19 protein-coding genes and 1 pseudogene are annotated in these 23,593 nt (G+C 38.5%); 13 read left to right on the top strand and 7 right to left on the bottom strand.

What is annotated here, in order from left to right; all coding sequences use genetic code 11:
• Window positions 1-26 precede the first annotated feature (26 nt).
• The 13 genes from ACJAT0_RS05980 to ACJAT0_RS05920 all read left to right on the top strand — a co-directional run bounded on the left by ACJAT0_RS05980 (window position 27) and on the right by ACJAT0_RS05920 (window position 17,078).
• Window positions 27-1,232, top strand: a complete 1,206-nt coding sequence (locus tag ACJAT0_RS05980) for an EpsG family protein (protein WP_415180922.1) — start codon at window positions 27-29, stop codon at window positions 1,230-1,232.
• A gap of 137 nt (window positions 1,233-1,369) precedes the next feature.
• Window positions 1,370-2,425, top strand: coding sequence for a glycosyltransferase (locus tag ACJAT0_RS05975; protein ID WP_415180921.1), 1,056 nt, complete (start codon window positions 1,370-1,372; stop codon window positions 2,423-2,425).
• Complete coding sequence (locus tag ACJAT0_RS05970) at window positions 2,415-3,596, top strand: glycosyltransferase family 4 protein (RefSeq protein ID WP_415180920.1); 1,182 nt, start codon at window positions 2,415-2,417, stop codon at window positions 3,594-3,596. Before ACJAT0_RS05975 ends, ACJAT0_RS05970 begins: the two co-directional genes overlap by 11 nt.
• Window positions 3,589-4,200, top strand: coding sequence for a sugar transferase (locus ACJAT0_RS05965; protein WP_415180933.1), 612 nt, complete (start codon window positions 3,589-3,591; stop codon window positions 4,198-4,200). The genes ACJAT0_RS05970 and ACJAT0_RS05965 overlap by 8 nt, the downstream gene beginning before the upstream one ends.
• Window positions 4,193-4,783: an acetyltransferase gene (locus ACJAT0_RS05960; protein WP_415180919.1), complete on the top strand. Its 591-nt coding sequence runs from the start codon at window positions 4,193-4,195 to the stop codon at window positions 4,781-4,783. Before ACJAT0_RS05965 ends, ACJAT0_RS05960 begins: the two co-directional genes overlap by 8 nt.
• Window positions 4,784-4,906: 123 nt before the next feature.
• Complete coding sequence (locus ACJAT0_RS05955; protein ID WP_415180918.1) at window positions 4,907-5,236, top strand: hypothetical protein; 330 nt, start codon at window positions 4,907-4,909, stop codon at window positions 5,234-5,236.
• A 207-nt stretch (window positions 5,237-5,443) separates the two neighbouring features.
• The gene (locus tag ACJAT0_RS05950) at window positions 5,444-6,460 is read left to right on the top strand and encodes a 3-oxoacyl-ACP synthase III family protein (RefSeq protein ID WP_415180917.1); all 1,017 of its coding nucleotides are present in this window, start codon (window positions 5,444-5,446) and stop codon (window positions 6,458-6,460) included.
• The gene (locus ACJAT0_RS05945; RefSeq protein WP_415180916.1) at window positions 6,461-7,018 is read left to right on the top strand and encodes a sugar transferase; all 558 of its coding nucleotides are present in this window, start codon (window positions 6,461-6,463) and stop codon (window positions 7,016-7,018) included.
• Window positions 7,019-7,175: 157 nt separating this feature from the next.
• A complete protein-coding gene (locus ACJAT0_RS05940) occupies window positions 7,176-8,318 on the top strand; it encodes a DegT/DnrJ/EryC1/StrS family aminotransferase (RefSeq protein WP_415180915.1) in 1,143 nt (380 codons plus the stop codon).
• Window positions 8,319-8,555: 237 nt separating this feature from the next.
• Entirely contained in the window at window positions 8,556-11,717 is a 3,162-nt protein-coding gene (locus ACJAT0_RS05935; RefSeq protein ID WP_415180914.1) for a T9SS type A sorting domain-containing protein, read from the top strand.
• Window positions 11,718-11,902: 185 nt separating this feature from the next.
• Window positions 11,903-13,852, top strand: coding sequence for a polysaccharide biosynthesis protein (locus ACJAT0_RS05930; protein WP_415180913.1), 1,950 nt, complete (start codon window positions 11,903-11,905; stop codon window positions 13,850-13,852).
• Between the two features lie 20 nt (window positions 13,853-13,872).
• On the top strand, window positions 13,873-14,658 hold the full coding sequence (locus ACJAT0_RS05925; protein WP_415180912.1) for a polysaccharide biosynthesis/export family protein: 786 nt from the start codon (window positions 13,873-13,875) through the stop codon (window positions 14,656-14,658).
• 8 nt (window positions 14,659-14,666) lie between these two features.
• Complete coding sequence (locus ACJAT0_RS05920) at window positions 14,667-17,078, top strand: GumC family protein (RefSeq protein WP_415180911.1); 2,412 nt, start codon at window positions 14,667-14,669, stop codon at window positions 17,076-17,078.
• A gap of 12 nt (window positions 17,079-17,090) precedes the next feature.
• Here ACJAT0_RS05920 and ACJAT0_RS05915 read toward each other — a convergent pair whose 3' ends face one another.
• From ACJAT0_RS05915 to ACJAT0_RS05885, 7 genes and pseudogenes are all read right to left on the bottom strand, one after another.
• A complete protein-coding gene (locus tag ACJAT0_RS05915) occupies window positions 17,091-17,828 on the bottom strand; it encodes a tyrosine-protein phosphatase (protein WP_415180910.1) in 738 nt (245 codons plus the stop codon).
• Between the two features lie 3 nt (window positions 17,829-17,831).
• Complete coding sequence (locus ACJAT0_RS05910; protein WP_415180909.1) at window positions 17,832-19,214, bottom strand: tetratricopeptide repeat protein; 1,383 nt, start codon at window positions 19,212-19,214, stop codon at window positions 17,832-17,834.
• Window positions 19,215-19,299: 85 nt separating this feature from the next.
• Complete coding sequence (locus ACJAT0_RS05905; RefSeq protein ID WP_415180908.1) at window positions 19,300-20,505, bottom strand: aspartate aminotransferase family protein; 1,206 nt, start codon at window positions 20,503-20,505, stop codon at window positions 19,300-19,302.
• A complete protein-coding gene (locus ACJAT0_RS05900) occupies window positions 20,495-22,195 on the bottom strand; it encodes an OstA-like protein (RefSeq protein WP_415180907.1) in 1,701 nt (566 codons plus the stop codon). Before ACJAT0_RS05900 ends, ACJAT0_RS05905 begins: the two co-directional genes overlap by 11 nt.
• A gap of 146 nt (window positions 22,196-22,341) precedes the next feature.
• Window positions 22,342-23,118 (bottom strand): hypothetical protein, encoded by a 777-nt coding sequence (locus ACJAT0_RS05895; protein WP_415180906.1) that lies wholly within the window; start codon window positions 23,116-23,118, stop codon window positions 22,342-22,344.
• Window positions 23,115-23,348, bottom strand: a complete 234-nt coding sequence (locus ACJAT0_RS05890; protein WP_415180905.1) for a DUF6095 family protein — start codon at window positions 23,346-23,348, stop codon at window positions 23,115-23,117. The genes ACJAT0_RS05895 and ACJAT0_RS05890 overlap by 4 nt, the downstream gene beginning before the upstream one ends.
• A 2-nt stretch (window positions 23,349-23,350) precedes the next feature.
• Window positions 23,351-23,593: pseudogene (locus ACJAT0_RS05885) on the bottom strand (N-acetylmuramic acid 6-phosphate etherase); the annotation flags it as partial.

The raw sequence follows: 23,593 nt of genomic DNA, 5'->3' as shown, positions 1-23,593 counted from the left end.
TTGGAATTCAGTCTTTCACATGACTTATGGAAAAAAAGAATACACTTATCAAACTTGCAATCTTTTTTATAAATCCATTATTTGGCTTTATCATTTCATTGAAAAGAATTGGTGCTGATTCATCATTTTTAATATTTTTTTTATTTTCTATTGCTTTTGGAATTTCATTCACCGTGCCTGATAATAGATCTGGGGACTATACTGGTGATGGAGTAGCTTATAGATTAAAGTTTGAAAGAATAGCAGTATATGATACGGACAAATTCAATTTAATATTTACTGATTATACAGAATTTGATGATGGTGATAAAGATATTTATGCGACCATAGTTGCATTTGTTGTAAGTAGGTTTACAAATAACTATCATTGGCTTTTTGGTTTTTATGCTGCAGTATTTTCATTTTTCATGTTGAAATCGTTGCGTTTTCTTACGAGAGAAGAGAATTATAGGAATGATTTATATGGTTTTTTTCTAGCTACCATATTTATAATGAGTAATCCTATTTTCAACATCAATGGAGCGAGGTTTTGGACAGCCGCATGGATTGGCGTCTATTGTATTTTTCAAATCTTTCAGAATAACAATAAAAAATATTTGCTTTTAGCATGCTTAACGCCATTAGTTCACGTTTCATTTTTTGCCTACCTACTAATACTTATCATTGCTTTACTAACTAAAAGGTGGAACAAATTCTGGGTTGTATTATTTATTGCTAGTTTTTTAATATCCGAAATAGCGTTCTTTTTTCTTGAATCTTTAGAAACTTATCTTCCTGAATTCATTTCTAGAATAGTTCGACTATATACAGATCCTGAAATAATGGCTACCAAGGAACAATCTAGAGTTTGGTTTGCGTTTATTTTTACATGGCCACCGCGAATAATTGTGAATCTTATTATATTATTTTTTATAAAGAAAAAACTTTTGATTCAACAGAATGATAAAGCTTTCAATCTATATTTATTTCTTATGGTTTGGATGTCTTTTGTAAACTTTACGATGCTAATTCCCTCGTTGGGTTCAAGATTTTTTCAGTTATCCCTCCCGTTGATTGCTTTAATATGGCTTACTGTTTTCGATAATAAAAAGTATTTTAATTGGATTGTTGCAGCTATTATTTGTTTTAGCCCGTCATATGCTTATTTCTTAAATCTTATTTTCGAAGTTACAGAAATCGAATTTTATGTAACAAATCCTATCTATTTGGTTTATAATTATCTTTATTTATGATTGAATTTTGGAAAAAAGAGCATACTGGCTCGTTTTGGTAAAGTTCGTGGTGGAAACAAAATTTATATTATTCATAGCGATTTTAATTTATATTTTAAAATATGCATATTTAATTAATCTTTTAACGCAATTCTTAGATGATTACCTTTATTCTTTTAAATACGAAACTGGGCGGTGCAGAACAGCTCATGATGCGCTTGGCAGATTATTACCTTAAACAAAATAGTTCAGTAACTGTCATATTTGTTAGCAAAGACCTAAAAAGCCCTTGGGATCAATATATTAAGAATGGAAACGTCAAATTATACTTTTCAGGAAATAGTATCCTTAAGTTTATCACCATCCTTCGTTCTCTAAGTTCTGATGTCACATTCAGTACCCATGTATATTTAACTGGTATTTTAGGTTTTTTAAGAGGTTTAGGGATATTAAAAACTCAATTTTTAATAGGTCGAGAATCAACGTCGATTTTTGATCGGTTTAAGGGATTAAAACTATTGAGTTACCGGTTTTCTTATTTTATTGGTTATCGAAAATTGGATCTATTGATTTGTCAAAGCTCATTAATGAAAAAACAGTTTAAAATGAACTTACCGAATATTAGTAAAAATTTAAATATTCGCGTAATTCCAAATGCATTCGACGCTCCTGACCGTTTTATACAAGAACGAGAATTTGATTTCCCCTTCATTGTTTCTGCAGGTAGATTAATTCCTGAAAAAGGATTTGATATTTTGATTGAGGCTTTTCATAGAATCAATAAAGAGTACCCAAGCTTAAAATTACTCATCTTAGGAGATGGGATTTTGCGGAAGCAATTGGAAGGTCAGGTGTCTCGGTTAGGTATGGAAGACAGTATTCATTTATTAGGTTTCGTTGATAACGTCTACCCTTTTTTTAAAGAAGCAAGTTTATGTGTAGTTTCATCTCGTATTGAAGGTTTTCCGAACGTGTTACTACAGATGATGTCCCAGAATACTAAGGTGGTTTCTACCCTATGTGCTGGAGATATCAATGAAATAAGAGGCGTTTACAAGGCGGCAACTTATAATGTAGAAAGTTTGAAAACGGCGATTCTGGAAGCCTTATCTAAAGAAAATAGAGGAAACAGAAAATTTTTTGACGAAGAGTTGAAATCCAGATCGATTGATAAATTTGTTCAACAAATAGAAAATTACCTAAATGAACCCTAAGTTAGTCCGCATTACCACTGTCCCTATATCTTTAGAAAAATTGCTAGAAGGGCAGTTGAGCTATATGCAAAACTATTTCAATGTCACGGCCGTTTCTGCAGATAAAGATGCCTTACAGAAACTGGGACAGCACATAAACGTTCCTACCTATCATATAGAGATGTCCCGCCAAATAACGCCATGGAAAGACCTTAAAGCTGTTTTTAAATTGTACCAGTTTTTTAAAATGGAACAAGTTTCCATCGTACATACACACACTCCTAAAGCAGGTATCGTTGGCATGATGGCTTCTTATTTTGCTAAAGTGCCTCTACGTTTGCATACCGTAGCAGGATTACCTTTAATGGAGGCTAAGGGTGCCAAGCGAAACCTCTTGAACCTGGTGGAGAAATGCACCTATAAGTTCGCCACTAAAGTGTACCCTAATTCCAAAGGGTTGTACGACTTTATCCTTTCAGAGAAACTCACGTCTCAGCAGAAGCTTCAAATTATTGGTAACGCTAGTAGTAACGGCATAGACACGTCGCATTTTGACCCCAATTTATTCACTATCCAACAAAATTTAGAATTGAGGACTGAACTGAACATCGCAACAAATAGCTTTGTTTTTATTTTTGTAGGTAGGTTGGTGGGAGATAAAGGTATCAATGAACTCATCGAAGCCTATACGCAACTGAGAAAAGCTTTTCCCGCAAAAGACACCACTTTACTGTTAGTAGGCCCTTTTGAACATGATTTAGATCCTTTACAAGAAAGTACATTACAGGCAATAGATCGAAACGCGAGTATTATTTCTGTAGGCTACCAACAAGATGTACGTCCCTATTTTGCGATGAGCGATGCGTTGGTATTTCCAAGCTATAGAGAGGGGTTCCCAAATGTGGTGATGCAAGCGGGTGCCATGGGATTGCCGTGCATTGTTACCGATATTAATGGGTGTAACGAAATCATAGAGCACAAGGTGAATGGGATTATTATAAGTTCCAAAGATGCTGTGTCTTTGACTGCCGCGATGAGCCAATTGCTCAGCAGCGACCCTACCATGAACTTATTGTCTTCCAATGCCAGAAAAATGATTGTAGAACGATACGAGCGACGAGAGGTTTGGGAGGCTTTGTTACAAGAATACCAGAGCCTGCTGTTACAACTAGATGATCAACGCCATGTATAATAGCTTTATCAAACCCTTTTTAGATAAACTAGTAGCACTCATGATCTTGATCATTTTAGCTCCTGTGTTCCTAGTCTCTTTTGTGTTGTTGGCATTTGCCAATGATGGAAAACCCTTTTTTCTTCAGTTAAGGCCTGGGAAAAACGGAAAGCTCTTTAAAATCATCAAGTTCAAAACCATGAACGATAAAAAAGATGTGCATGGAAACTTGTTACCAGATAATCAACGACTCACAAAAGTGGGGAAGTTTTTACGCAAAACCTCCATGGACGAATTGCCGCAATTAATTAATGTCATTAAAGGAGATATGAGTATGGTAGGTCCCAGACCGTTATTGCCAGAGTATATAGCATTGTACACTCCAGAACAAGCAAAACGGCATAAGGTAAAACCCGGAATCACCGGTTGGGCACAAGTCAATGGGCGTAATGCTATCAGTTGGGAAGAGAAGTTTCAACTGGACGTATGGTATGTAGAGCACCAATCTTTTGTTCTAGATTTGAAAATTATTTTTAGGACTATAAAAAAGGTTTTTATTTCTGAAGGTATCAGTCAACAAGGTCAAGCAACAACAACAGCCTTTAAAGGTTCTTCCAATGAATGATATATATATATACGGTGCAAGTGGTCATGGAAAGGTGGTTCTGGATATTGCACTTCATTTAAATTTAGCAATAGCAGGTTTTGTTGATCGTAATCACTTATTAAGTACTTTTGAAGGCTATAAAGTAATTAGATCCGTACCGTCAAAAGCTAACTATATAATCGCTATAGGTGATAACTACATAAGACAGGAGATAGCTGAAACTAATTCTAATGATCTTTTACCAGCTTTAATACATAAGTATTCCATTATAGGATTAAATGTTACATTAGGACAAGGAACAATGGTTGCGGCAGGTGCGATAATCAGCCCTAGTGTGAGGATCAAGTCCAATTGTATTATTAATACGGCTGCGGTTATAGAACACGATTGTGTTATAGAAGACTTTGTTCATATATCTCCTAACGTTACCTTATGTGGTTCTGTAATTGTCGGGAGGGGAACACATGTAGGCGCAGCTGCGGTTATTATACCAGGTGTTAAAATAGGAGATTGGTGCACTATAGGCGCAGGTGCTGTAGTAATTAAAGATATTCCAAACGGAGCAACTGTTGTTGGGAATCCAGGTCGTATTATAAAATAAGCTTAATGCCTTGTAGATTCCATACAGGTATTGCAATCCTTTTATTAAGGGTTCTATACACATTTCTTTTATTGCACTAGTATGTGCTGCGGTTCCACAAAATCCATAGGTGTCTTCACCTAAATGAAAACAAGCCATCAAGGCAAGCCCTTTACCATAGGTAAGTACCAAATCGTTTTAGCTGTGAAGACAGCGAAAACAGGTACACCTGCAACAAAAATAAAAAGCAAGGCTCTGCCTCAGCTGCTGTATAGGTACAAAAGGAAATTTCTTTATGCAGGGCAACGTCCAGATGTTCCTGGATACTGCGATCAACTTATGGGAGCTGTTAGACAAGTACTAAAGCTAAAACCAGCCTTAACCAGTCTGGCAGCTATTAAATACTACAACGAAGAAGAGCTGCTTAAAACTCAATCCATGCCTTTACTTTATAACGACCAAATCATTTTTTAGATGAGCTCAGAAGGAAGGCAGCGCATGCCCATAGAAAGAGTTTTTGAGCGGATATTAAAATCATTTTTTTAGGGGCCATCTCTTTTTAACTGAACTATCTTTGCTTAGATAAAACACAACAATGTCCCGAGCTACAATAGAGCTTTTACCAGCTGCCAAATGGAATACAGAAACCAACAGTAAATTGGATGGAGGACGTATCTCAAGATGATCGAATCTTATATCAACCACATCAGTTATTATTTACCTGAAAAGATCTTAACCAACGACAGTCTCGCTGCAGAATTTCCGGAATGGTCTGTTGAAAAAATTGCTGATAAAATTGGCATTAGAGAGCGTCATATAGCGGCTGATGACGAGACTTCGTTAGATATGGGCGTCAAGGCAGCAAACCTGTTGTTTGACGAATATAAGCTAGGTCCTGATGCTATTGATTACCTGTTGTTTTGTACCCAAAGTCCCGATTACTTTTTGCCTACGAGTGCTTGTATCATGCAAGACCGATTGGGTTTAAAACAATCCTGTGGCGCTTTAGATTTTAACTTAGGATGTTCTGGTTTTATTTATGGATTAAGTCTGGCAAAAGGACTTATCGCCTCGGGAATCGCCAAAAATGTCTTGCTGGTTTGTGGGGAATCTTATAGTAAATTTTTACATAAATCTGATAAAGGCAACCGCACCATTTTTGGTGATGCGGCCAGTGCTACACTGATTTCTAATCAAGTCAACGGCTTAGCAGCAAAAATCGGAAACTTTGATTTGGGAACCGATGGTTCTGGGGCAGAAAATCTAATCGTTAAAGCTGGTGGAATGAGGCAGCCACATACCACGGGCAAAGAAGCCTATGATACACCTGTGCCCGCCACTGATGACGCCAGTCTTTTTATGAAAGGACGCGCCATTTTTAATTTCACTTCTGTGAACGTGCCGAGTTTGGTCCTTAAAAATGTGGTAAAAAACAATTTGGAAATGCAGGACATGGACCATTTTGTTTTTCATCAAGCAAATGCCTATATCCTAAATCATTTAAGAGAAAAGATTGACGTAGAAAAAGAACGTTTTCCCGTACGTATGGATTTTTGTGGCAATACAGTTTCTTCCAGCATACCGATTGTACTTAAAACACTTCAGCAAGAGCATGCCATAAAATCTGGAGAGAAGATCGCATTAGTCGGTTTTGGAGTCGGTTATTCCTGGGGTGCCGTAGTGATAGAATTAATTTAAATGAGGAAGGCTAGGAAACCTGTAGTGGAATGTATACTAGCGGTACTATTAGGTACAGCAATCCTACCGGTCTTGGTCCTAACGATCCTACTCGCTGCTATCTCCACAGCATCTTCCGGGATCTTTACTCAAACTCGTATAGGACAACACGGCAAGCCCTTTACCCTATATAAGTTGCACACCATAAAAAATGCTAAAGCAACAAGAATAGGGAAACTCCTTAGAAAGACAAAAATAGACGAGTTGCCACAGCTCTTTAATATTCTTAAGGGAGACATGTCATTTGTAGGTCCCCGACCAGACGTTCCCGGGTATTACGACCAACTTCAAGGGGAGGACAGGCGAGTGCTACTTTTAAAACCTGGACTAACCAGTCTGGCAGCTATCAAGTACCGCAAGGAAGAAGAACTACTGGCACATCAAGAACATCCACTCCTCTATAACGATCAAGTCATTTTTCCAGATAAAGTAAGAATGAATTTGGAGTACTTGAATAAAAAGAGTGTTTGGTATGATATAAAAATCATATGTCTTACGATTCAATCTCTTTTTAACTAATACCAATTTGTTTTTAAACAGTTTAGAAATAAAATGGAAGCATAGCTAAGGCTACGGTTCTATTTTTTGACGACAATTCAGTAAAAAAGAAACTAATTTTATACGGCATTTAAAAGATATATGCTATAAACTATCTTTGCCCACACAAAAAATCTCTATGTCTCTAGATAAAATATGGCTTTCTTCCCCTCATATGGGGGGTACAGAAAGAAATTATGTGAGTGAAGCTTTTGATACCAATTGGGTAGCCCCTTTAGGTCCGAATGTGACGGGTTTTGAAAAGGACCTAGAAGCATATCAAGCAGAAAACACTCATGTTGCGGCACTGTCTAGTGGAACGGCAGCGATACATTTAGCCTTGATTCAGGCAGGAGTAGGACCTGGTGATGAGGTGATTTGTCAAAGCTTTACCTTTTGTGGTACGACTAATCCCGTACAATATTTAGGAGCTACGCCTATTATGGTAGATAGTGAGGAAGACACCTGGAATATGTGTCCCGCCGCCTTAAAAGAAGCGGTGGAAGACCGCATCGCAAAGGGTAAAAAACCCAAAGCTATTCTCGCCGTACATTTATATGGAATGCCTTATCAAGTGGAGGAGATTCACGCTTTTGCGAAAGCTAATCAAATACCAGTCATAGAAGACAGTGCAGAGGCTTTAGGAAGCACGTATAAAGGCAGGAAATGTGGAACCTTTGGGGAGTATGGAATTCTAAGTTTTAATGGAAATAAAATTATAACTACGAGTGGAGGTGGTGCCTTGGTCGGTCGTTCTAAAGAGGTAAAAGAAAGAACCGTATTTCTAGCGACACAAGCGCGCGATGCCGCACCTCATTTTCAGCACAGTGAAGTAGGTTATAATTACCGGTTGAGCAACATCAGTGCGGGTATAGGACGCGGGCAAATGCAAGTCCTCGATAAGCACGTGGCACTGCGTAGAAAAATGAACGTTTTTTATAGCGACCTATTTAGAGGTATAGCGGGCATCACTGTTCAAGTAGCGCCCTCTGAAGAGGTGTTTTCCAACCACTGGCTGAGTGCGATTCTAGTGGATCCCTTAAAAACGGGTGGTCTTACAAGAGAAGCTATCCGACTCGCATTAGAAAAAGAAAATATAGAATCCAGACCTTTATGGAAACCCATGCACTTGCAGCCCCTATGTAAAGACTTTCCGTATTATGGAGGTAAAGTTTGTGAAACCCTTTTTGAAAATGGGCTCTGTTTGCCGTCTGGTTCCAACCTAACGGATGCCGATAGGGAACGCATAAAAACCGCTATACATCGCATATGTTCCCACTAGAGGTGTAATTCTCAAAAAAAAAACGTCTCTGTTTAACAACAGGGACGTTTTTTTTTAACTATAGATACATAGACCAAAGCCTTTTATAACGCAGGCTAAAAGAGGTAATGTGCACCATTAGATACTTGTAATAGCGCTGTATACTAATAACTTAACCTTAAATTCATGTAAACCATCTATTTAAAATAAGATAAAAGCTTATTTTCATCTTATTTAAATAGGGATACCATGAAAAAAATGTTACTAATATTAATGACCACCTTAACAGCTAATTTTTTGGTTGCTCAAGGATTAGAGAATTTTGATGATTTAGCGGTAGGGAGCTCTTATTCAATCGGAAGCTTTACGAATACCAACTCTAATATTACATGGAGTTATACTTCCTCTAGAGACGCTGATGGTGATTCTAATAATTCTGGCATCAACCTACCTGCTCTTATGTTAAGAAGATCGTCTGATAACAGTAATGTACTGAGTTCAACCATTTCTGGCGGAATTCAAGATTTTTCGGTAAAACTTTATAAAGGTTTTACAGGTGCAGGCAACAGAGGAGTTGAATTATTAATTAATGGTGTTTCAGTCGGTACTTCGACTCCATTTGATACTTATAATGAACAAATCTTTACTGTAACAGGAATAGATGTTTCTGGAGATTTTACTATAGAAATAAAAAACACTACAGCTAAACAAGTCATCATTGATGATATTTCTTGGACGGGTTTTGTAACTGCTGGAAACAACGCGCCATCCATATCAAATATGCAACGCACCCCTTCGGCAGACCCTATCGGTTTAAATACAAACACTCTAGTATCGGTAGACATAACAGATGCTGATGGAAACACTATAGCAACGGCAACTTTAGATTGGTCTTTTACAAATCTATCTGCGGTAACAACAACTGGTTCTATAACAATGTCAGAAAATACAATGACTACTGGTGAATGGCAAGGAATTATTCCTGGTCAATCTGAAGCCGGTACGATGTCCTATAGCATTACTGCCACAGATGATAACGCAGCTCCAGAAAGTACGACAACACTTGATTTTTTATATGCTATACAAGCTCCTCAAGCACAAGGTCTACAAATAAACGCCCTGAACACCACCTATACCATTGACTTTGATACTACGGTTACACATGTCAATAATGGTTCTTTTACGGGAACGGGTTTTGCTGCAGTACCCACTGCTGGTCAGTTAGATGCCAATGCTTTTGCCATTGATGGTCTACAGGATGCGACAACTATTTTTGGGGAGGAGCAATCTGGCAATGATTTTGGCAAAGGCATTTCGAGCGGTGGTACCACATCTGGTGGGATTTATGCTTTTGAAGTAGCTGCAAATGATTATGCGCTAGGTATACAACCTACAGGCAATGACTTTACCCCAGGAACGATCCATTTGCAATTTACGAATAATACAGGAGCAATCGTGACAGACGTATCTCTAGCTTATGAAGTTTATTTCTTTAATAATGAAACACGTTCTAACGATTTTATATGTTCTCATGGGCCAGATACTTCTAGTTTAACGACTGTGTCAGCGTCTCGTATATATTCAGGACTTGAAAGTGACGCAGTTCCTGTATGGGAAAGAAATGTAGTCGCTATAGAGCTAACAGGGCTGAGCATTCCTGCTGGCGGTACTTATGTAATTGCTTGGACATCAGTTGATGAAGGAGGTGGCTCCAGCGATGAGATCGCGTTAGACAACATTCAAATCATCGCCAACCCTTCCACTCAATTGATCGAAGCTTCTGGTACACTGGAATCGATTACTTTGTTAGGAAATCTTAATTTGACCGCAGCTACTGATGTACTGGGAAGTTTGAACTTATTTTCTGGAGTTTTAACTACTAATGATCACCTTACGTTAAAAAGCACTGCAGGAAAGACCGCGATTGTTGCTCCAGTGGTTTCTGGTAGTGTCGACGGAGATGTGAGTGTAGAGCAGTTTTATTCGGAACAAAGAGCTTTTAGATTTGTAGGGAGTACCGTAAACATGACCGGAACGCTCTTTGATAACTGGCAGCAAGGTGGCTTAGATCCTGGAGATGCAGGTTATGAACCTGGAATAGGAACCCACATTACTGGAGGAACGCAAGCAAATGGTTTTGATTCCTCTGCAACTAACGCTCCCTCTGCCTTTACATTTAACAATACCACGCAAGCCTGGGAGAATCTGAGTCCAACAAATGCAACAACGCTGGAACCGGGGAAGCCGGTACGTTTGTATATCAGAGGAGACCGCAGTGTGTCGTTAACAACAGCAGGAAGTTTACCTACGGCTACTAGCCTCCGGTCTAAGGGAACTCTAGCAAATGGAGCGGTTGCCCTAAGTGCTTTGTCCACTGCAGAAGGAGGCTTTAATTTTATGGCAAATCCGTATCAAGCACAAATTGATTTGGTCAGTTTGCTTGCTGATGCCAGTACGGTAGATATCAATCCAAATCTATATTATGCTTGGGACCCTACTATAGGTACCCATGGAGCTTATGCGACTTACGATTTTAATTTAAACACCAATAATGTGGCAGGGTCTGAAGTCAATCAGTTCCTACAGCCGGGACAAGCCATTTTTATAGCAACTGCTGAAGATGGTGATGTCGCAGGATTAAGTCCTGAGGTACTCGTAAAACAGTCTTTTAAAACAACTAGTACGGCTACCACTGATGTGTACCGCAGTTCTAATGTAAATGAGTTGATCTCTATTTCTGTATTTAAGGACAATGAACTCCTCTCTGGCAAAGCGAGAGATGGCGTTTTAATTTCTTTTACGGCAAATGCCTCCCCATGGGTTACGGCTAAGGATGCCATCAAACTACAAAACCCAAACGAGAATTTATCGGTTCTTAAGAATTCAGAGCCTTTGAGTAGTACACAAATACCAATTCCCTTTGATGGGGATGTTTTATCCTTGCAATTAACAGGATTAACAGGTTCTACTTACACCTTTGAATTGAACAATGGGTTTACAGGTCTTCAAACGCTATGGATAGATGGCTATTTAGGGACGGAAACAAGAATGATTCCGGGAATTAATTTAGTTAGTGTGTCTTTTGTCGGGGCTGATCCTACAAGTTTACAGGCAGATCGTTTTTCGTTAAAGTTTGTAAACACAACCTTATCTGTTGATGATTCTGCTTTCGCGAAAGCGCTAACTATACATCCCAATCCCATGACTGGATCCAGTCTTATGGTGAGCAACCTGCTCCTCGGGCAGCCAGTTGTTATTTGCGTTTACAATGCGATAGGGCAAAAAATAAGCACCTATAAAAACAGCTTATCAACTGGTATAGAGATACTTAAAAACTTAGGTGAATTAAAAAGTGCCGTATATTTTTTGCGTATACATCAGGGAAACGCTGGTACAACTTTAAAATTTATTAAAAAATAAAAGGACTTCAAAAGGCCAAAGTGAATGCCAATCCCGATCAGACTTCCGGGCTTATTAAACGTTACGGAATGCAACTGGTTAGCATCTTACAAAAATAAAGATACAGAGGTAATGACTTTTTTAATAAATTAAGGGCGGTCTGCACGCACGGCTCTTTTTTTTTGTTCTACTTTTACCGTTGGGAAATGCAAAAAAATTACTTTAGAAATAGAATAGCCATGATATTTTGGAATGGGGACAATGATCTTCAATTCCGAAACTTAAGGTACCTTCCGCGATGGATGGTAGTGGTTATTGATTTGCTTTTAGTGATCTGTTCGTATCACCTCGCTTTCTTAGTAATTGATGACATCGGTTCTAATTTTTACGAGGTCCTAACTCTTTTGCAACAAGCACTATTTATAATCCTTCTTTACGTAGCTTCCTTTTTTATTTTCAGTACCTATGCTGGCTTGATCCGACACAGTACTTTTGTGGATATTTTTAAAATAGGACTGGCCTGTGCCACGGTGATGACGGTGGTGGTGGTGGTAAATTACAGCAGTTATTTTTATTATGGGGAAAAGTTGTTTTTAATGCCTTTTCTAATCGTGAACACAAGCCTTACCTTCGGCGCCATGCTTTCCTTTAGACTTTTTGTAAAGAAGGTATACGCCTCCTTTTCTCATTACAAGCATAAAAGGGATACCGTTCTTATAGTGGGTGTTAATGATGACAATATCGCTCTTGCAGAGGCCTTAGTCACCTCAAACAGTCGAAATTTTAATTTTGTTGGTTTTGTTTCCCTGAAAAAGGATTGTAAACAAGTGAAAATTTTAGGAAAGCCTATTTTAAAATACGATGCCAAATTTTATGATCGCATCCTTCCTATGAAAGTGACCGCCCTTATTATCGCAGGGTCTTCACTAGATTTAAATCAAAAAAATGAGTTGGTGGATAAGGCACTTGCTAACAACTTAAAGGTCTTCAGCGTTCCAGAAATAACCCAATGGAGCGATAAGGAGGATGTTGCTGCTACAATAAAGGAAATTCAAATTGAAGATTTATTAGAAAGAGCCTCCATTCAGTTAGACGATTCACAAATATCCAGCTATCTAAACGGTAAAAATGTCTTAATCACAGGAGGTGCCGGTTCTATAGGGAGCGAAATTGTACGACAGGTTTCTAGGTATCAACCAGAGTGCATCTTGATTCTGGACCAAGCAGAGTCCCCATTATATGAATTAGAGTTAGAATTAAGAGATGCGTTTCCCGATGTATCGTATAAAGTAATTCTTGCAGATGTAAGGCGCAAAGACCGACTGGAACAGGTGTTCAGTTCTAATAAAATATCGGTGGTATTTCATGCAGCGGCCTACAAGCACGTCCCGATGATCGAAAAGAACCCAAAGGAGGCGGTTGGTGTTAATATTCTAGGAACCGTTCATCTAGCCGATTTATCTATGGCTTATAAAATTGATCGATTTGTGATGATCAGCACGGATAAGGCGGTGAATCCTACTAATGTTATGGGAGCTAGCAAGCGAGCCGCAGAGATGTATGTCCAATCGCTCCAACAAAGGGCTACTGGTAAGACGACATTTATAACTACTCGTTTTGGTAATGTGCTGGGTTCTAACGGATCTGTCATTCCGTATTTTAAAAAACAAATTGAAAGCGGTGGTCCTGTAACAGTAACGCATCAAGACATCATCCGTTATTTCATGACCATTCCAGAAGCCTGTCAGTTAGTGCTTCAAGCCGGTACTATGGGGAATGGTGGCGAAATTTTTGTTTTTGATATGGGGAAACCTGTAAAGATTATGGATCTGGCAAAACGAATGATCCAGCTTTCTGGTTTTAAGCCGTATACAGACATAGATATCAAGATCATAGGTTTACGTCCTGGAGAAAAGTTATACGAAGAGTTGTTGAGTGACAGCTCAACTAGCATGCCCACACACCATCAAAAGATCATGATAGCAAAAGACCAAGCTATTTCTTATAAAGATGTTTTAAACCATATCATTGAAATTGCTGCAGCAGCACAGCAGGAGAATGATGTTTTTTTAGTCGGTAAAATAAAACAACTGGTCCCAGAATATATTAGTAAAAACAGTGTCTTTGAGCTGTTAGATAAAAAAGTCGTGCTATAGAATACCTTACCTTTATACCTATGAACAACCCCTTATTTAAAGCAGTACTGCTGTTTCTTTTCCTTGTATTTTTCACTTCTTGTGTATCCCCAAAAAAAATTATTTATTTACAAGATTTGGACAGCTCTCTCCCCACCCAAAAGCTCAATTATAAATCTTTAATCAAGAAAGATGATATTCTAAGAATAACGGTCGCTAGTGAAAATATGGAGCTGGTACAGCCCTTCAACCAAATGATAAATACGACCAATCAAAATGGCTTAAATGGAGCTGGGCAACAAGGGCAGTTGTTTGGGTATTTGGTGGATAATGATGGCGCTATCGTCTTTCCTATATTGGGCGTTATGCAAGTGGCTGGTCAAACAAGAAAAGAACTGACCGATCGTATTCAGACCCAAATTAGAGAAGGTGGCTTTGTAAAGGATGCCGTGGTGGATATACGTATCGTGAATTTTAAAGTTACGGTACTCGGAGAGGTCAACAGACCAGGGACCTTTACCTTAGATTACAACCGCATCACCTTGTTGCAAGTGATAGGTACCGCCGGAGATTTGACGATTTATGGAAATAGAAAAAATGTTACGGTACTTCGAGATGTGAATGGTATTCAAACCACCTCCACAGTAGATTTAACCAGTGCCAGCTTTATAGATTCTGATTTTTATTATTTGCAGCAAAATGATGTGGTGGTCGTAGAGCCCAATTATGCGCAAATACAAGCGGCCGGATTTAATAGAAATGCGTCTCTATTTGTTTCTATTGCGTCTGTATTACTATCTTTAATTGTTATCATTTCCAGAAACTAAAGAACTCTATGAATCCTACCTATTCCGAAACCGATCCAAGCGATTCTTTAAAAGACCAATTGGCCCCCTACCTAAAGCAATGGCCTTGGTTTATCATCAGTGTGATGGCTTTTTTAGTGATGGGGTATAGCTACCTGCGATACACCACAAACGAATATAAAGCTACTGCAAAAATTTTAATAAAAGACACCCAAGGCGGTGGTGGTGGCTTGTCGGAGCTTTCTGCCTTTAGTGATTTAGATGTTTTGGGCAATTCCTTTAATACGGTTGAAAATGAAATAGAGATTTTAAAGTCCAATAAGTTGATCGATCAAGTGGTAGAGAATCTGGACCTACATATTGTGTACAAGAACGCAGGAAATATAAAGAGTACGGATGTGTATAAAAACAGCTCTTTAAAATTAACACTATTAGATGCCGCGGCTGGGTATACCTTATCAGAATCTGTGAACTTAGTACTGCGTCCGAGTGGTGATCAATCTTTTAAAATCAAGCTTCAAGATACGGATGATTTTGTGACCTATTCTTATGGCTCGGAGTTTATGATGGGTGGTATAAGCCTGCTTGTAGTTCCTAATAAAGCATCCGTATCAGATCTGGCACTAGAAAACCCAACAGTGGAAAAGCCTTGGAAAAAACTTTTCATAAGCATCCATCCAATAATACGAACCACAAAAGCCATTCAATCCAGGCTAGACATTGTAAAGATCGATAAACGAGGAAGCGTATTGGAACTTAGTTTGGTGGATGCTAATAGAGAAAAAGCTACGGATGTGCTCAACAACCTTATTCTCGTGTATAATGAGGATGCTGTTAAAGATAAAAATGAAGTGGCTAGAAACACCTCAGAGTTTATTGACGAACGTTTAAGGGATATTCAAAAGGATCTGGACAGTGTGGAAAGAGGCATACAAAACTTTAAAACCTCTGAAAATTTAACGGATCTGGTTGCGGAAGCAGAGCTGAACTTGGGATTCTCAGCGGGTATTGGTCGAGAGGTGATAGAGACAGAAACACAATTAAAAATAGCCCTATTACTAAAAGAGAAATTAGAAGAGGATACCTTTGCACTTATTCCTGAAAATATAGGCTTAAAAGAGGTCCAATTTGAGCAATCTGCTGCTAAGTACAATCTGCTGGTTCAAGAGTATTTGAGGTATCAGGAAAATTCTACCCCAAAGAATCCTGTTCTTCAAAGGCTAGGGTATGATATAACCAGTTTACGAGCGGCTATTTTAGTGTCCCTTAACAATGTGATCATTTCCATGGGCATTCAAAAAGAAAGCTTAACCAAAGAGTTGAATAGGGTGTCTGGAAAAATTTCTGACATTCCTGAAAATGAAAGGGTGACTCGGGACATAGAAAGAGATCGAATTGTAGTAGAAGCCGTTTATTTATTGCTGAATCAAAAAAAGGAAACGACTGCTATTTCTCTTGCGGTGACCGCTTCAAAAGCAAAAATAGTAGACTACCCCTTAGCAGCTAAGGGACCCATTTCACCAAAACCCCGTATCGTGTACCTGGCGATGTTTATTTGTGGGCTTTTAGTACCAGGCGCTGTTGTATATGGGGTATCTATTTTTTACAATAGAATTGTGTCTAGAAAAGACATAGAAAAATACCTGCCCAATACCGATATTCTCGGTGAAGTTCCCCAGCTGGATAAAGACAGTAACGATTATATACAATTGAACGATCGATCTGTTTTAGCAGAGTCCTTTAGAATCCTAAGAACCAACCTTCAATACAAGCTCAATGCCGTTAGTCATGATGACACTAAAGTTGTTTTGGTCACCTCTACGGTAAAGGGAGAAGGAAAGACCATAGTAGCCGTAAATCTCGCCAATACCTTCTCCTATAGCGGGAAAAACGTGCTTTTAATAGGAGGAGACATCAGGAACCCGCAGCTCCATAAATACTTTGATAAGGTATCAAAAAGGACTCGTGGGGTAACAGATTTTCTGACCGATGACCATGTAAAGTTAAAAGATCTGATCATTACCTCTTCAACAAATAAAAGTTTAGACATTTTAGTATCAGGACCTATCCCACCTAATCCAGCAGAGCTATGGATGCAGGACCGAACAAAAACCTTATTTGAGGAAGCTAAAGATTTGTACGATCTCGTTATTGTGGATAGTGCTCCAACCATTTTAGTGACAGACACCTTGCTGATCAACAAATATGCAGATGTGACCGCTTATGTGACTCGTGCCGATTATACAGATATGTCCTTATTAGAATTTGTTTCAGATGCGGTTAAAGACGGGAAATTGAAAAATGTGGCTGTCATCGTTAACAATGTCAAACTCGCTAACTTTGGTTACGGTAATAAATACGGTTACGCTTACGGGGAAGAAAAAAGGACTTTATGGAGTACCTTCAAGAGGAGATTTCAAAAGAAACGCACCCTTGAATAAAAAGCGTTCATGTTAAAGATCAAATACAAGCTTGTGGTTTTCCACAAGCTTTTTTATGGAGGGAATTTGCTTTTTCTTAATCTTAATTCCCTTAATTTTTTCTAAGTGTGACACTTTATGGGCATCAGTACCAACATATTCATACATTCCTTTATCTAAAAGGGAAGTCGCTTTTGTAAAAGCTTCTTCTCCATAATGACCAGATAGGGATAGTAAATTGAGTTGCAGCTCCAAGCCTCGTTTTTTTAGATCTTCAAACCTTTCTATGGACTTGATGTACCTATAGCGTTCTGGATGGGCTAATATAGGAATCAACTCTTTTTGACACATTTTAAATACCAAATCCTCCAAATGATCAGGACGTTGGAAATAGGAAAGCTCGGTAAGCAGATACTTTTTATAGATACATAAATAGGTTTCTGTTTCTATAATGTGGTCCAACTGTCCGTCCATCATATACTCTGAGGCAGCTCCTATAATAAAGCCTTTGGCATCTGTTGTCGCTAAAGCTAACTTTGTTTCTTGGAAATGAGCAGTAATTTTAGCGGCATCATTATCATAGTAATCCTCCATAGTATGTGGCGTAGCAATAGCGTTCTTTACACCTATGGCTTTCATCACTTTAATCATCTCTATGGTAGTCTCTAGACTTGGAGAGCCGTCATCCATCGCTGGTAACAGGTGATTGTGGATATCAGTAATCCCATCTAGTAAATCCACCAGGTACACAGATTTATTAAAAAAAATCATGAATTAAACCTTTATAAGTTGCTGAATTTCTGGGTTATTGAATACTAATGGAAAAAGTTCTTCCAGGATCATGACATATTCTGCATTGCTTTTTAAGGCGTTTTGTAAATAGAATTTACCTTTTATATGGGCTCCTTTTTTAAGGTACAACCCGGCAAGTCTGTACAGAAGCTCTACGTCCTGAGGATAAAATTCTAAGCCGCTTTCTACATTGGAAATAGCCGTGTCCAGGTCCCCAATTTTTAGGAGAACGTCACATCTATCGATCCAGGTAGATAATTCATAATTGCCCAACTCAAGAGCTCTTCGGTATCCGTAATCACACTCTTCTAAAAAATTAAGCCTTGCGTTGATAGTGGCGTATTTAGTCCAATACAGCGCATTATCAGCATCTGTTTCTGTAGCCTTTATGATATAACTGAGGGCTTTTTGATAATCAAGTTTGTTGGTGTAAAAGTTCACTATAGATAACCAGCCTTTATCGAGCAATGGATCTTCTTTCACACATTGCTTAAAATAAGTGATGGCATCGTCTTCTAGACCTAGTTTTTCAAAGCACTTTCCCAATCTTAGATAAGCAAATGACGTAGGGTCGTCTAGTGTAAGGGTAATTTGATAATTCTCAATGGCTTCCTGGTACCGGCCTAATTTTTCAAGGACTTTTCCTTTTTCAAGGTAAGCTCCTACAAAGTGATCGTCAGAAATAATAGCAAATTCAAAGGCCGCCAAAGACTTTTCATACATTTTTAGATCAAAATATTGCTTGCCTACTTGATGCCATGCGACTTCACTGTATGGGTTTTTATTTAGAAATAAATTTAGAAAGTCTACCGCTTGTTGGTGCTCCTCGAGAAAATCAAAACAATAAATGATATTGTATAGGGCAGAATAGTCGGTATCATCTAACTCCAAGCATTTCATAAAGTTCACTTTTGCATTGGAATAATCTTCAATAAACAAAAACTCCATTCCTATAAGATTATAAACATCTGCTTGATCTAAAGTGAGGTCTAATGCCATCTTTAGTAATTTAATAGCTTTGTCGTGACGTTCTGTCTTAGAATAGATATTGGCTTTTTGAATATAGATTTCCGCATTTTGTGGTTCAATTTCAAACAGCTCATTTAGAACATGCTCTGCCTGTGGAAATTCATTATCAAATATATACATCTCTGCTTTGAAAAGTTTTAAGGTGACCGCTGCAGGGTGTTGTGATATTCCCAAACCTATGGCTTTTCGGGCAAGTACCATTTTACCTTCATCTAGGTAATACTCGATTATTTGTTCAAACTCTTCACTGTCGAAAAATCCAACTTCATTGGATTTTAACATAAGCTCAAATTTTTTGATGCTTAAATCTTCATCATCGTTTAAATCAAATGGCATACACAGAAAGTTTAGGATTCTTCTTCTGTAAGATCAATTTTTTTGCCAAAGTCTAAGTGGACAATAGAAATCTATTGTCAACAACTTATAAACAGGCTATTTTAGGTGAATTAGGGTAGTATATTTCAGTTACTTCCTTCAGTATGGTACACGCAAACTCAATTTCAGAATCGGTAATCGCATAGGGTGGGGTGATTCTAATCGCTCGTTTTTCATAAAGCAGTAAAAAGAAAATGACACCTCTGTTTCGGCACTCGTCCACTATTTGCGTGGTAAACTGGTCGTCTGGTAGTAAAGCTATAAGCATCAATCCTTTGCCTCTTACTTCAACGATATTTCTGTGTTGCAAGTTGTCGCGAAAGTGCCCCTCTTTACGAGACATTTGTTCCAGGTAACCACCTCGCTCAATTTCTGTAAGCGTTGCGAGGGCTGCAGCAGCTATGACAGGATGCCCACCAAATGTCGTTATATGACCCAACATAGGTTCTTCTTTAAAGTAGGACATGTGTTCTTTACTAGTGGTCAAAGCTCCTATAGGAAGTCCGCCAGCGAGCCCTTTGCCGGTGACTACCATATCAGGAACGATATGGTGTTGTGTGAAATAAAACATACTCCCTGTACGACCTACTCCGGGCTGTATCTCATCGACAATCAGTAAGGTATCGGTTTCTTTACAGCGTTTGCTCAATTGCTGCATCCATAGATTGCTGGGTATTTTAAAACCGGCACCACCTTGAATACTCTCTATAATAACTGCTGCCGCATCCTGTGTAATAAACTTTAGATCTTGTAGGCAATTGAAATTGATATGAGTGATGTCCGGAATCAAAGGTCTAAAGGGTGCTTTGCGTTCTTCGTAATCCATAAGGCTCAAAGATCCCATGGTATTGCCGTGATAGGCCTTTTTCATAGCGATGATTTGCGATTTTCCAGTGATTCTACGAGCTAATTTTATAGAAGCTTCTATGGCTTCTGTACCACTATTTAATAGGTAGGTCGTTTCTAAGGGATCGGGCAGGAGTGCCGCTAGTTTTTTACACAGTTGTACGGCTGGCTCTTGAGCATATTCACCGTAAACCATCACGTGCATATACCTGTCTACTTGATTTTTTATAGCGGCTGTAACGACTGGATGGCAGTGACCTAATGGCAGCGCACTAACACCAGCCACCATGTCTAGGTATTTATGACCTTCTTTGTCATAGATGTAATTCCCTTTTGCATGATGGATTTCTATTCCAGGTGCAAAAGGAGTAGTTTGTGCTTGAAAATGGTAAAAATCATCCTTCATTTTCTTTCTCTCTAATATGTTCTTGTGTGTCTTCAGATCTTGTTTGAAGATCCTCTTTCTTGAGTCTAGAGTTCTTATGGATCTCTATCTTTTTATCTTTTTTAAAAAAATCTTCTTCTAACTTTGGTAAAGGGATTCCTTTGATAGGAGTCAGTACCGGTGCTGGTTTTCCTTTAAATAGATCTTCTTTAGTTGCGATCATCTCGTCTCCACGCCATATAAAACCTCTTAATTCGCGTGCATTTTCAGGTAACTCTTCTGGTGGATAGGTATCAGAATCTGGATCGTTATAAAACGTGGTCGTGGAAACTTCTTTATGTTCAAAAGTAACTTCCCACCTGCCACTTGTTCCTTTATCTATACCTATAAGTTTGCCACTGTCATTGCGTAAGTACGTGAGGTTTTCTACATTTTTATACATATGGACTACTTCTAGCTCGCTAGAATCATTAAATTTTGCAATGAGTTCTTTGCCTTTTATTTGATTGAAACCATCGATACTGTCTTTGTCTATAATAAAGGCATTATAAAACACACGCAAACTATCCAGTCGCTCTGTTTTTGTATCGCTCTGAATATGTATACTGTCACCGGTCATCTGGCTCTTACCACTCCATAGAACTGGTTTGCTAATCATTTTTGTAAGTCCAGTACGTTGTCTGGTGATGATAGAATCAGACCTGCCGCTAAGATCAGTCTTGAAAAGACGCACATCATAAAAGCCTCTTATAACCCTGTCGTCCTCAGGACCAGTAACCATCAATTTATCAGCATGTATATAAACACTGTCTCGATCCTGTATAGAAATAGCAAGGGCTCTTTTGGTAATAAAAACTGAATCTTTAGCTCGATAGACCTCTGCATAGTGCCCCTTAATGATAGACTTATTTACTGTGTCCGTAACGACTATATGGTTGGTAGCACTAGCAAAAGCTGTTCCTCTATTGAAGTACAAGCTATCGCCAGTTATCGTTCGATTGTTATACTCTATTCTCGAGTTTTTAATGAAATATCCTTCATCTGCTCTGGTGTCATAAAAGCCACGCTCGCAATACACCTTACTCGTCGTTCCTGTTATTGTGGAAGGGCCGTACATATAGGTATGGCCATTTTCTGTGTAAAAATTAAGGTGGTCGCTATCTATGGTGTATTCTGGATTGGTCACTTTTACATCGTCGAGAAATTGATACCGCTTTTCGGCAATAAAGTAGCGTCCTGTTCTACTTTTAAGGGTGCTTGCGGTATCGGTAACGATGCCTCCACTTCTATAATAAGCCTGCTGCTTAGCGCGATCAAAGAACAAGGTGTCTGTTTTTAATGTAGTTCCTGGGTTTTTCATATCCACATTTCCACTGGCAAATGCAAACTGAGACTTCCCATTATACTCGGCATATTTAGAACTCATCCGTATGGAATCCCCTTGATTCATTTTTACATTACCAAAGGTTCTTATAAAATTATCTGTTTGATAAAAAGCCGCATAGTCGCACCACATTTTTATCCCTTTGTGCTGGACATAAACCTGACTAGTATCCGTTCCTGAATACACGACAGCACCAGGAAATAGGAGGTCGTTTATCTGGCTAAAACCACCTGGGCTAGTCACCGTAATAAAAGAATCATTCTCTGTTTTTTGAGATACAGCAGAGGTGAAATAAATTAAAAATACACATAGACTTAATTTTTTCAATAGATAGTTTTTTAAAATTTTAAATGACTAAAACAGGCAACTATAAGGAATACTTTTACAGGAAAACAGGTTCTACAACAGTATACAAAGAAGCGTTCTGAAGAACTAATCGGTATGGAGCTGTAGGCGTACACCGCTATTTCCCTTTATTTACTGCTTATAAACCAAGCTTCTGGTTTTGTGTTTATTCCTAAGTTTGAAACTACAGATTTTGAAATTTTTTCCGTGCCCTTAGAACTCTCTGAAAGAGCATTGATTTCATAGCGTATCAAGTTCCATCCTTTATTTATGTCTAGGTTGTAAGAGTCTGTTCTTTTATAAATTTGTTCCGTGCCGTCTTCAAATAAATTATCAGTTGTGGTTGCTCCATGAATAGAAAAAGGCTCTTTTGCATAGATGTAGTAATAGTGGTACCCCGTTTCTGGTGCCGCATCTTTGGTACCTACTACAAATCTCACGAAATTCTCACTAGAAGCAGGGTAGATATAGGAGCTTGTATTTGTTCCTGATACTTCAAATCTATAATACTTACCAGCAAAAGCGAGACGAGCCCCTTTTTCTTTAAATGATAAACCGTCAGCATCGGGGAAACTTTCTAGCGCAGTGGAATAATGCAGCTCATAGTCAGCGATGGGAGAGGAGTTATACGCTTCAAAAGCACGGCCGGTCACTTGATCAAAATGATTAGGTAATGTGATTTGGAAACTTCCGTTTTCTTTGAGCTCGCCAGTATAGAAAGGAACGACAAAGTACCCCATAATATTAATTTTTCCTTCCATCCCATTGGAGTTCTGTAAGGTGCTCTCGATCATTAGACCACCTTCAGAAGGTCGAACTATAGGTGCTTCTGGATCTTTAATAGCATTTTTACAGCTCACCAGTAGCGTTATAAGTACAAAAAATAAAAACGATTTAGGCATCATCTTGTTTTGTTTGATTTGAACATGGAATCTAAAATTAAATTGATTCCTTGGAAAATAAAAACTACGGCTAGAACGGCAAATGCTATTCCAGGCATTAAAAATATAATGGGGTGTTCAGATCCAGCCCCAATATAGATCAGGACAGGACCCGAAAAAGCAAATAAGACACTCATTGCAAGCCGCTGTATTCCTTTTACGAGAACGTCTCTATCCGTAGATTTTTGTTTCATAATTAACAAATTCCTTGTTGTGCGATAGCATTTCGGACACTACCGTGATCGATTAATAACTGGCGGGCTATTTGGTAATCAGCCCCCGTAGCTTCCATAATCATGCGCGCACCACGATCAATAAGTTTGTTATTACTTAACTGCATATCGATCATTTTATTACCTTTTACATGACCTAATTGTATCATGACACTGGTACTGATCATGTTGAGAATTAGTTTTTGAGCGGTACCTGCTTTCATTCG

The sequence above is a fragment of the Nonlabens sp. genome, from assembly GCF_047636915.1.
GTDB lineage: Bacteria > Bacteroidota > Bacteroidia > Flavobacteriales > Flavobacteriaceae > Nonlabens.
The sequence above is the reverse complement of the archived record's forward strand: the minus strand, read 5'-3'. Positions and strand labels throughout refer to the sequence as shown.

Coding starts and splice junctions, on each gene's coding strand:
- ACJAT0_RS05980 (WP_415180922.1), top strand. CDS start 27: ATGGAAAAAAAGAATACACTTATCAAACTTGCAATCTTTTTTATAAAT.
- ACJAT0_RS05975 (WP_415180921.1), top strand. CDS start 1,370: ATGATTACCTTTATTCTTTTAAATACGAAACTGGGCGGTGCAGAACAG.
- ACJAT0_RS05970 (WP_415180920.1), top strand. CDS start 2,415: ATGAACCCTAAGTTAGTCCGCATTACCACTGTCCCTATATCTTTAGAA.
- ACJAT0_RS05965 (WP_415180933.1), top strand. CDS start 3,589: ATGTATAATAGCTTTATCAAACCCTTTTTAGATAAACTAGTAGCACTC.
- ACJAT0_RS05960 (WP_415180919.1), top strand. CDS start 4,193: ATGAATGATATATATATATACGGTGCAAGTGGTCATGGAAAGGTGGTT.
- ACJAT0_RS05955 (WP_415180918.1), top strand. CDS start 4,907: ATGAAAACAAGCCATCAAGGCAAGCCCTTTACCATAGGTAAGTACCAA.
- ACJAT0_RS05950 (WP_415180917.1), top strand. CDS start 5,444: ATGATCGAATCTTATATCAACCACATCAGTTATTATTTACCTGAAAAG.
- ACJAT0_RS05945 (WP_415180916.1), top strand. CDS start 6,461: ATGAGGAAGGCTAGGAAACCTGTAGTGGAATGTATACTAGCGGTACTA.
- ACJAT0_RS05940 (WP_415180915.1), top strand. CDS start 7,176: ATGTCTCTAGATAAAATATGGCTTTCTTCCCCTCATATGGGGGGTACA.
- ACJAT0_RS05935 (WP_415180914.1), top strand. CDS start 8,556: ATGTTACTAATATTAATGACCACCTTAACAGCTAATTTTTTGGTTGCT.
- ACJAT0_RS05930 (WP_415180913.1), top strand. CDS start 11,903: ATGCAAAAAAATTACTTTAGAAATAGAATAGCCATGATATTTTGGAAT.
- ACJAT0_RS05925 (WP_415180912.1), top strand. CDS start 13,873: ATGAACAACCCCTTATTTAAAGCAGTACTGCTGTTTCTTTTCCTTGTA.
- ACJAT0_RS05920 (WP_415180911.1), top strand. CDS start 14,667: ATGAATCCTACCTATTCCGAAACCGATCCAAGCGATTCTTTAAAAGAC.
- ACJAT0_RS05915 (WP_415180910.1), bottom strand. CDS start 17,828: ATGATTTTTTTTAATAAATCTGTGTACCTGGTGGATTTACTAGATGGG.
- ACJAT0_RS05910 (WP_415180909.1), bottom strand. CDS start 19,214: ATGCCATTTGATTTAAACGATGATGAAGATTTAAGCATCAAAAAATTT.
- ACJAT0_RS05905 (WP_415180908.1), bottom strand. CDS start 20,505: ATGAAGGATGATTTTTACCATTTTCAAGCACAAACTACTCCTTTTGCA.
- ACJAT0_RS05895 (WP_415180906.1), bottom strand. CDS start 23,118: ATGATGCCTAAATCGTTTTTATTTTTTGTACTTATAACGCTACTGGTG.
- ACJAT0_RS05890 (WP_415180905.1), bottom strand. CDS start 23,348: ATGAAACAAAAATCTACGGATAGAGACGTTCTCGTAAAAGGAATACAG.